Genomic DNA, 7587 nt, shown 5'->3' on the forward strand with positions numbered 1-7587 from the left:
TCCGGTCGGGGTTCGACTTTCTGCATACCCTAGAGCGTGCCGGACTTCCGGTTGATGGCCGGCTGCAACCCGCCCGCGCCGAAGCTGAAGCGGCTTGGCGCGCCTTGCGCGGTGATTTTCTGACGCGATACCCGCCCCAAGAGGGGCGCCTATGGTGGGCTCAAAGGGAGTTCGACTAGCTCCCGGACCCTATTGGAGGCACCCCCGGACACGCCTCCGAACACCGTTGAGTCAAAACGAGAACATCGCTATACAAAGCGGGAACGCCGGGCGCCCCATTGGCCCACCTGGCGCCCCGCATGGCAAGCGATCGGCCTTTCCGAGCGCCCGACATGTCGACGAACGCCCAGCACGACGTTGGGCGAGCTTCCGTCGGCGCGTCTGGGCGCTCGACGCATTTCAAAGGATCGCACACCATGAAGAAGAACATGCGCGCGCTGCGCGCGACCGTGGCACAGCACCGGAACAAGATGCGGGTGCAGGATGCAGCCCTCCTTGAGGAAATCGAGGACGGCATTGATGCGGCCAAGCATCCGGCGGACCTTCGCCGGGCTCGCAACAAGATCACCAACTACGTGCGGGATAAGCTGTCGGCGCCCGACGCCGATACCGAAGTAGCCGATGGGTATTTCGCGCTGATCGATATTATCGATCTCCAAATTGCTGCAATGACCGACGGCGACCACCAGTTGGGCAGCACCCGTCCGCCCAGCGGCTGGGTAAATGCGGCGACGGGTCAGCCGGTGCAGCTGCTCGGGCCCGAGGACCGCGTCGCCGATCATGCCGTGCCGTCGTCCGCACGCCTCAACACCTCGATCGACACCAGCCACATGAGCGTCGGCGAGATGGTCCAAGCCATGTTGACGGGCGGAGGATCCAAGGAGGTTCGGGCGGCGATGTCCGAAGGTGAAAATACGGCGGGCGGATATAGCATCCCGACCGTGGTGTTGCCGCAGTTCATCGACCGGCTGCGCGCCGCCACCCGTTTCATCCAGGCGGGCGGCCGGACGCTCATGCTCGAGGACATGCGCACCCGCATCGTCCGCATCGAAAATGATCCGACTGCCGGCTGGCGCGCGGAAAATGCCGGTGTCGTCGAAAGCGCGCCGACCTTCGGAATGGTCGAGTTTGTCCCCAAGAGCCTCGCGGTGTTGGTGAAGACATCTGTGGAGCTGTTGCAGGACAGCGCAAACGCGCGGCAGATGCTGGAGCAAGCGCTTATCAATGCCCTGTCGCTCCAACTCGATCAGGCATGTTTCTTCGGCACCGGCGCCGATAATCAGCCGCTTGGCATCGTCAACACCCCCGGCATCAACGCGATTTCGATGGGCGCCAACGGCGCGACCCCGGCCAACTTCGATCCTTTTATCGACGCGATGTACGAGACCGAGGTTGACAATTCGCCCGTCACCTCCGCGGCGGTGATGCACCCGCGCACCATGCGGACCTTCCGCAAGCTGAAGGACGTGAACAACAACCCGTTGGTGATGCCGGCGGACGTCGCCAGCCTCCGCAGGTTGACCACAACCAGCTTCCCGATCGACGAGGCTCAGGGGACGGGGACCAATTGCTCCAGCATCTTGCAGGGCGATTTCAGCCACGCAATCCTCGGCATGCGCCAGCAACTGGTCATTCGCTTGCTGGACCAACCTTTCGCAGGAAATCTGCAAGTTGGCTTCCTCGCCCATCTCCGCGCCGACGTCGCTGTCACCCAGCCGCCGGCCTTCTGCAAGGTGACCGGGGTCAAGCCCTAAAGCGCCTTGCCCTGACTTCCGGGCGGCAGCGCAACCGCGGCTGCCGCCCGGCTTCCCAACTGGAGACTCCATATGAAGAAAGACGAAGCTGCGCCCGGCTGGTCCATCACGCTCGCCGGCAATACAGTGCAACTCGTGCCCTCCCACGCGGCGCTGGTGCAGATCGAGCGCCAGACCGGCGAAACGGTGTTCAAGATCGTCAATCGCGCCAAAAGCGAAGGCCTGTCGCTCGACGAGATCGCCATCGCCGTCGACGCGATGCGGCCGACCACCGACGATATCGGCGAGCGCTTGAAGGGAAGCGGAAGCGTTCCGGCGACGTTGGCCGCCAAGCAGCACGCCCGCGACCTTGTGCCGTTGATTGTCGATACCGGCATCATGGCCGCCACCGCTGCCGTCATCCTTCCGCTCGCCGCAGCACTCACCGGCAAGACGACAGCGGCCGGCCAGTTGAAGGCGGAGTAAGCCGATGGCCGAGACCGCCGACGTTAAAGCCCTGCTACTTCAGGTTGACGCCAACCTCGAATTGATGCGGCAGGGTCTCGCCGATGGCGAGCGCCAGATTTCGCGCTGGCGCCGCGACACCGAACAGCAAATGTCGGCGGTCGATCGCGCCTTCGCTCAGGTCGGGCGTGGGCTGGGGCCGCTCAAAGCCAGTCTCGGCGGGCTGGCCGCCAGCGCCGCCGCAATCGGCGTCGTCGGGCTTGGCGCGGGATTCCTCGCGGTCGCCGACCAATCGAAGGAACTGACCGCGCAGCTGAAGTTGGCAACGCGCGAGTTCGGTTCGTTCTCGCAGGCCGAAGTCGACGCGCAGCGCATTGCGCGGGAGACCCGCAACGGGCTGGCCGCCACCGTCCCCCTCTATACCGCCTTCCTCCGCGCCTCCGAGGGTATGGGGAGGTCGCAGGCTGAAGCCGCGCGCGCCACGGAAACATTCTCGAAGGCGCTCAAGATCGGCGGCGCAGATGCGAACGCTGCCGCCAGCGCGACGCTGCAGTTTAGCCAAGCGCTCGCCTCAGGGGTGCTGCGCGGCGATGAGTTCAACAGCATTGCGGAGGCATCCCCCCGCATCCTCAAGCTGCTCGCCGACAGCATCGGCGTCCCGACCGGCCAGCTGCGCGCTATGGCCGCCGAAGGCAGGCTGACAGCCGATGTGCTCTATACGGCACTCACCGACACGAAGTTCACGGCCGGCATTGATGCGGAGTTCCGCCAGCTTCCGGTAACATTCGATGAGGCGATGACGGGCGTCTATGATGCGGCCGTCATCGCGTTCGGCGCGTTCGACTCGGGTGGCGAGTTCTCCACCGCCATCGCCAATTTTGTCGCCGGTGGCGCGGACAAGTTCGGGAGTTTGGCCGATCGCGCGCACGCGCTCGGCGTCGAAATCCGATCGACCTTCGAAGGTTTGCGCAACGTCTTTGACCCCCTCGGCGAGGGGGGCGGCGCCGTGATGGCCGGGCTTGGGGTCAAGGTGCAGACGCTACGCGATCAGGTCGCCGGGCTGATCGGCATCATCGACGACATTCGCAATATCCCCCTGCAGATCAATCAGAGAGTGGAGGCGGCCGTTGATGCCGCGACCTTTGGCAATGCTGGGCTATTGCTCGCGGATCCGACCAAATACCGCCGGCAGAAACCGGTGGACAGCCGGTCGGCCTTCCTCCGCGCCTATGATGCCTACACCGACAGCGCTGAACGTGAGCGCGTGATGCAGGAAGTGCAGGACCGTTTCTCGGGCTTTGGTCCGGACTTCCAGCCGATCCGCCGCCCCCGGCCAGCCGCGTCGAGTGGTGGTTCCGGCAGCAAGGGAAGGTCTGGCGCGCGCGCATCACGGCGGAAAACCGATGCCGACTTGTCGCCCATGGAATTGATCCTCCGCGACATCGGCCGGCAGCAGCTTCCGCTCGGCATCGAGTTCACCGGCGAGAAAGAGCTGGTAAGCGCCAACGAGCGGATTGCGGCGCTGGAGGCGGGCCTCGCCGAGATCGACGGTTTCACCAAGACCGTGAACATTGGCGACGTGCTGAAAGCGGAAGACCAGGAGCGCATCGAGCACTTCACCCTGGCCTTCACGGACGATCTATCGCGCGGGCTGGCCGACGCGATCGTCTATGGCGACAATCTCGGCGACGTGCTGGTGAATAGCCTCAAACGCGCGGCGGCGGAGGCAATCGCGTCGGGGCTGTTCGATCTGCTGTCCGGCAACGTGAGTGGCGGGGCAGGCGGCTTTCTGTCGAAGGCGGCCGGGTCCATCGGCTCATTCTTCACCGGCCTTGGCTTCGCGGATGGTGGCCGCCCGCCCCTAAATCGCGCCAGCCTTGTCGGCGAGCGTGGTCCCGAACTGTTCGTCCCCAAGGTCAGCGGGACGATCATCCCCAATCACGCGCTTGGCGGAGGTGGCACCCAGATGATCACCGTGCAGGTGGATAAGTCGGCGCTGTTCGACGTGTACGTTCAGCAGGCCGCCGCCCCACTTGCGGCGGCGGCGGCGACACGCGGCGCCGCCGGCGGCGCGATGATGGCGGAACAGCGGCTCAATCGCCGCGCCATGAACACGCTGCGCTGATTCGGTGGAGCGACCAAAGATTACAGGGCAGGAGGCAATACATGGCCGGCAATGACGTGGTAGTTCGAGACGCAATTCTTCAGCTTCTGCGGGCGATCGAGGCCCAGCCTCACATGTGTCGGACGGATGCGGCAAGGGGTTTCGCAATGGCGGCTGCTCAGTATTACACGAGCCATCGCGACCTTGAAGACGTCCCAGAGTACCTTCGGCAGCAGGCCGCACTGATGACGTCGTTCACGCAGTCTGCAATCGCGACCGGCCGCGGCCGTCTAACCTCGCCGCCCTGAGCTAGATCCGGGTTCGCTGCAAAGCGGCATTCGTCCGCACATGCCGGGCGCATGAAAACTTCCCCGCTTGCGAAGGCGGGGGTTTCCGTTAATCATTGGGATTGGGTGTGGAAGCCCGGATCAGTGATAGGCGGCGACCCTTTGGCGAGGGCTGTCGCTGAATCGAGGCGGATTGGCGTCCGCCTCATGAGCGAGGATTGGCGTCCTTTGCTCGCCGACACCTTATGTCGGGAGCGGGCGCACATACAATACCCTTTCGGGGGAAAAACGTCCGAGCTGTCTCACTGGCAGTCTTCCACCTCCCGGCACCCGGTCCGCCACCGGGAAACGGCTGTGGAAGGCCGTAACCAGTGAGAACGATCTATGACGATGCAAATGAGCATTGCCGCCCTAGCGCCGGCCGGCGCGATTAATGCTGCCGATCTGCCGCCCGACTTCTGGCGCACGCTGATCAACCTTGATCGCCACCGGCTGGAAGGGGTTGCCGAAATGGCGATCAGCCTGCTGGACGCAATCGACGGCGATCCTGACATTGAGCCGAACGGGGACGAGCTCGACGGCACTGCCGCAGAAGATGATTTCGTCGATCAGAACTGGGCATGGCGCTGTGAGCCCGGCTGCCCGGTGGCCGACCCGGACTGCGACGTCGGCGTGCTGCTCCCGCGCTACGGCACCGACCAAACAGCCGGCCCGGTCAACGAGGAGGAGGCCGTTCGCGAGTGGCAGGAGGCGGAATTGGCTGCCGCCTGGCGGAAGGAAAACCTCATGCGCCGGGGGCAGGCATGACGATCGAGCAAATCGACGCGATCGAGATGGCCGCCCACCGCGTGAAATCGCTCGGGGCGCTGCTCACGCTTCTGGCAACCGCCCTTCGGGACGCCGGAACTCATGCTGTAGCCGCGCTTGAGGTGCTGGACTTCATGGCGGGCCATATCGCCGCCGACCTTAGCAAAATCACCGACGGGCTTGAGCCCACCGAATGACCCCTGCCCGGCCGGTCCATCGCGGCCGGCCGGGAACATCGAGGAGAACATCATGGCATCTGTCAGTAAGCGCGCCTGGACGCACAACGGCGTCAAAAAAGAAGCATGGGCGGTCCGTTATCACGACGAAAAGGGCGTCCGGCGCTCTAAGCAGTTCGACCAAAAAAAGGCCGCCGACGCCTTCAAGCGAAAGGTTGAGCGGGAGATAGAGGATGGCACGCACACCCCCGACGGCGACAGTGACACCGTGGATGCAGTCAGCCGCGAGTTCGTTCGACACACCGAAATGCGCTGGCGGGATGGGCGTATCGGCCGGGGCAGATATGAGCACCTCAATCGGCTGGTCGAAGCGAACGTCGTTCCGATCCTTGGCCGCATTCGGTTCCGCGATCTGAAGGCGTCGGACGTTGAGGGCTTCTATAGGGATCTGGTTGCGAAAGGATTGGCGCCCTTCACCGCGCGCAGCCGAGTGCTCGATTTTGCCGAGGTCGAGAAATTTGCGAGGCGACGAGGACACCTCAAGACCCAGCCTGTCCGGGATGCACTGGCAGAACTGCGCGGCATTCCACGGCCGCGCATTCGCACCTTCACCTCTGACGAGGCCGCACGCCTCTTGAGGGTGGCCGGAGCGCACCGGCCGCACGCCAAGGTCCGATTCTGTGCGATGATGAATCTGTTCGTGAATCTCGCCGCTTTCTGCGGGATGCGGCAAGGGGAAATCCTTGGCCTAACCACTGCCAGCATAGATCCCGAACGCCGTATCATTCGCGTACGTCACAACCTCACCTGTTACGATGAGTTGAAGGGGCCGAAAACAGCGTCCGGGGTGCGGGACATACCCATGCCCTCCCATATCATCGACCTGCTCGATGTGTGGATGCGGGACCATTACGTAGAGGATCCGCGGAGCTTGATATTTCGCACGCCGAAAGGAACGCGAATTGACGCGGGAAATATTCACTATTCATGGCGACGACTGCTCGAACAGGCCGGGCTAGATCATGACGACCGGCCATTCCATTTCCATGCGTTGCGGCACTTTGCCGCAAGCTGGATGATCGCCAACGGACTCCCCGTCACCGACGTTGCCGGCCTGCTGGGCCACTGCAAGTTCGACACCACCTTGCAGGTATATGCCCATTCGGTTTTGAGGCCCGCCCTGCGCCACGAAACAATGGAGCGGATGGTAGCCGCACTGCCCTCTCCCGCCTTGGCCGCGTGACGCAATGACGCGTCACAATTGACGCAAGGATGACGCAAGGCGCTCGCGCAGCGCAGAAATCCGCCATTTTCATCATTGGACGTTCATGATGGGAAATGCGGACGACCTCCGCACCACCGCCGGCCTGCTCGACAAGGTCGATGCCTCGCTGAACGCCGACTATGGCGCGAAATCCGGCAAGGACTTCGCCGAGATCGAGGCGCTGATGAAGGCGGAAACGTGGTTCTCCGCCGAAGAGGCCATCGCGGCCGGCTTCGTCGACGCCATCATGCCCACCACGGCCGCCGCGAAGGCGAAAGCAAACGCCCGCGCATTCAACCTTGCCGTCTACGACCGCGCCCCCGAGGCGCTCACCGCACCCGAGCCCGAGGCCGATGACAGCGCGCGCCAGCGCATGCTCGCACGTCTCGGCCTCTACGAGCGAACGGCGGCCTAAGCGCTGCCCTTCACCGGCGATCCGGTCCCCGGGCGCCACCCGCGGCCCCGCAATTGCGGGGCCTTTTCTTTGAAGGATGAACCCTATGAGCAAGATCAAGGCGCTTCGGGACCAGCGCGCCGAAAAGGCGCGTGAGGCCCGCAATTTGCTGGACCAGAATGCCGGCGACAAGTTCACCCAGGAAATCGAAACGCAGGTCGACGCGCTCTATGAGCAGATCGACCGGATCGACGCCCAGATCTGATCTGCCCCCTTCTGAGTGGTCCAAAATTGATGATATTTTGGATTACGAAGGAGACAAGGAATGCCGAGCAAGAAGCATCGCCCGGAAGAGAT

Annotated in this window: 9 protein-coding genes; all 9 read left to right on the forward strand. The window is 63.7% G+C overall.

Features of this window, described 5'->3' with window-relative positions:
• Positions 1–416 precede the first annotated feature (416 nt).
• The 9 genes from CHB74_RS18755 (at position 417) to CHB74_RS22120 (ending at position 7495) form a co-directional block, all read left to right on the forward strand.
• Positions 417–1754 (forward strand): phage major capsid protein, encoded by a 1338-nt coding sequence (locus CHB74_RS18755; protein ID WP_179220920.1) that lies wholly within the window; start codon positions 417–419, stop codon positions 1752–1754.
• Positions 1755–1826: 72 nt separating this feature from the next.
• Entirely contained in the window at positions 1827–2219 is a 393-nt protein-coding gene (locus CHB74_RS18760) for a hypothetical protein (protein WP_089221039.1), read from the forward strand.
• A 4-nt stretch (positions 2220–2223) separates the two neighbouring features.
• The gene (locus CHB74_RS18765) at positions 2224–4323 is read left to right on the forward strand and encodes a tape measure protein (protein ID WP_089221040.1); all 2100 of its coding nucleotides are present in this window, start codon (positions 2224–2226) and stop codon (positions 4321–4323) included.
• A 41-nt stretch (positions 4324–4364) separates the two neighbouring features.
• Positions 4365–4610: a hypothetical protein gene (locus tag CHB74_RS18770; protein WP_089221041.1), complete on the forward strand. Its 246-nt coding sequence runs from the start codon at positions 4365–4367 to the stop codon at positions 4608–4610.
• A 363-nt stretch (positions 4611–4973) separates the two neighbouring features.
• Positions 4974–5396: a hypothetical protein gene (locus CHB74_RS18775; RefSeq protein WP_144033856.1), complete on the forward strand. Its 423-nt coding sequence runs from the start codon at positions 4974–4976 to the stop codon at positions 5394–5396.
• The gene (locus CHB74_RS18780) at positions 5393–5593 is read left to right on the forward strand and encodes a hypothetical protein (protein WP_089221043.1); all 201 of its coding nucleotides are present in this window, start codon (positions 5393–5395) and stop codon (positions 5591–5593) included. Before CHB74_RS18775 ends, CHB74_RS18780 begins: the two co-directional genes overlap by 4 nt.
• Before the next feature lie 52 nt (positions 5594–5645).
• Complete coding sequence (locus CHB74_RS18785) at positions 5646–6815, forward strand: tyrosine-type recombinase/integrase (protein ID WP_089221044.1); 1170 nt, start codon at positions 5646–5648, stop codon at positions 6813–6815.
• A gap of 85 nt (positions 6816–6900) precedes the next feature.
• Positions 6901–7251: an ATP-dependent Clp protease proteolytic subunit gene (locus tag CHB74_RS18790; RefSeq protein WP_089221045.1), complete on the forward strand. Its 351-nt coding sequence runs from the start codon at positions 6901–6903 to the stop codon at positions 7249–7251.
• Positions 7252–7336: 85 nt separating this feature from the next.
• Positions 7337–7495 carry a hypothetical protein gene (locus tag CHB74_RS22120; protein WP_179220921.1) on the forward strand — a complete coding sequence of 53 codons (159 nt, stop codon included), beginning with the start codon at positions 7337–7339 and terminating at the stop codon, positions 7493–7495.
• The last annotated feature ends 92 nt before the right edge of the window (positions 7496–7587 follow it).

Origin of the sequence: Edaphosphingomonas laterariae (genome assembly GCF_900188165.1) — a bacterium.
GTDB lineage: Bacteria > Pseudomonadota > Alphaproteobacteria > Sphingomonadales > Sphingomonadaceae > Sphingomonas_E > Sphingomonas_E laterariae.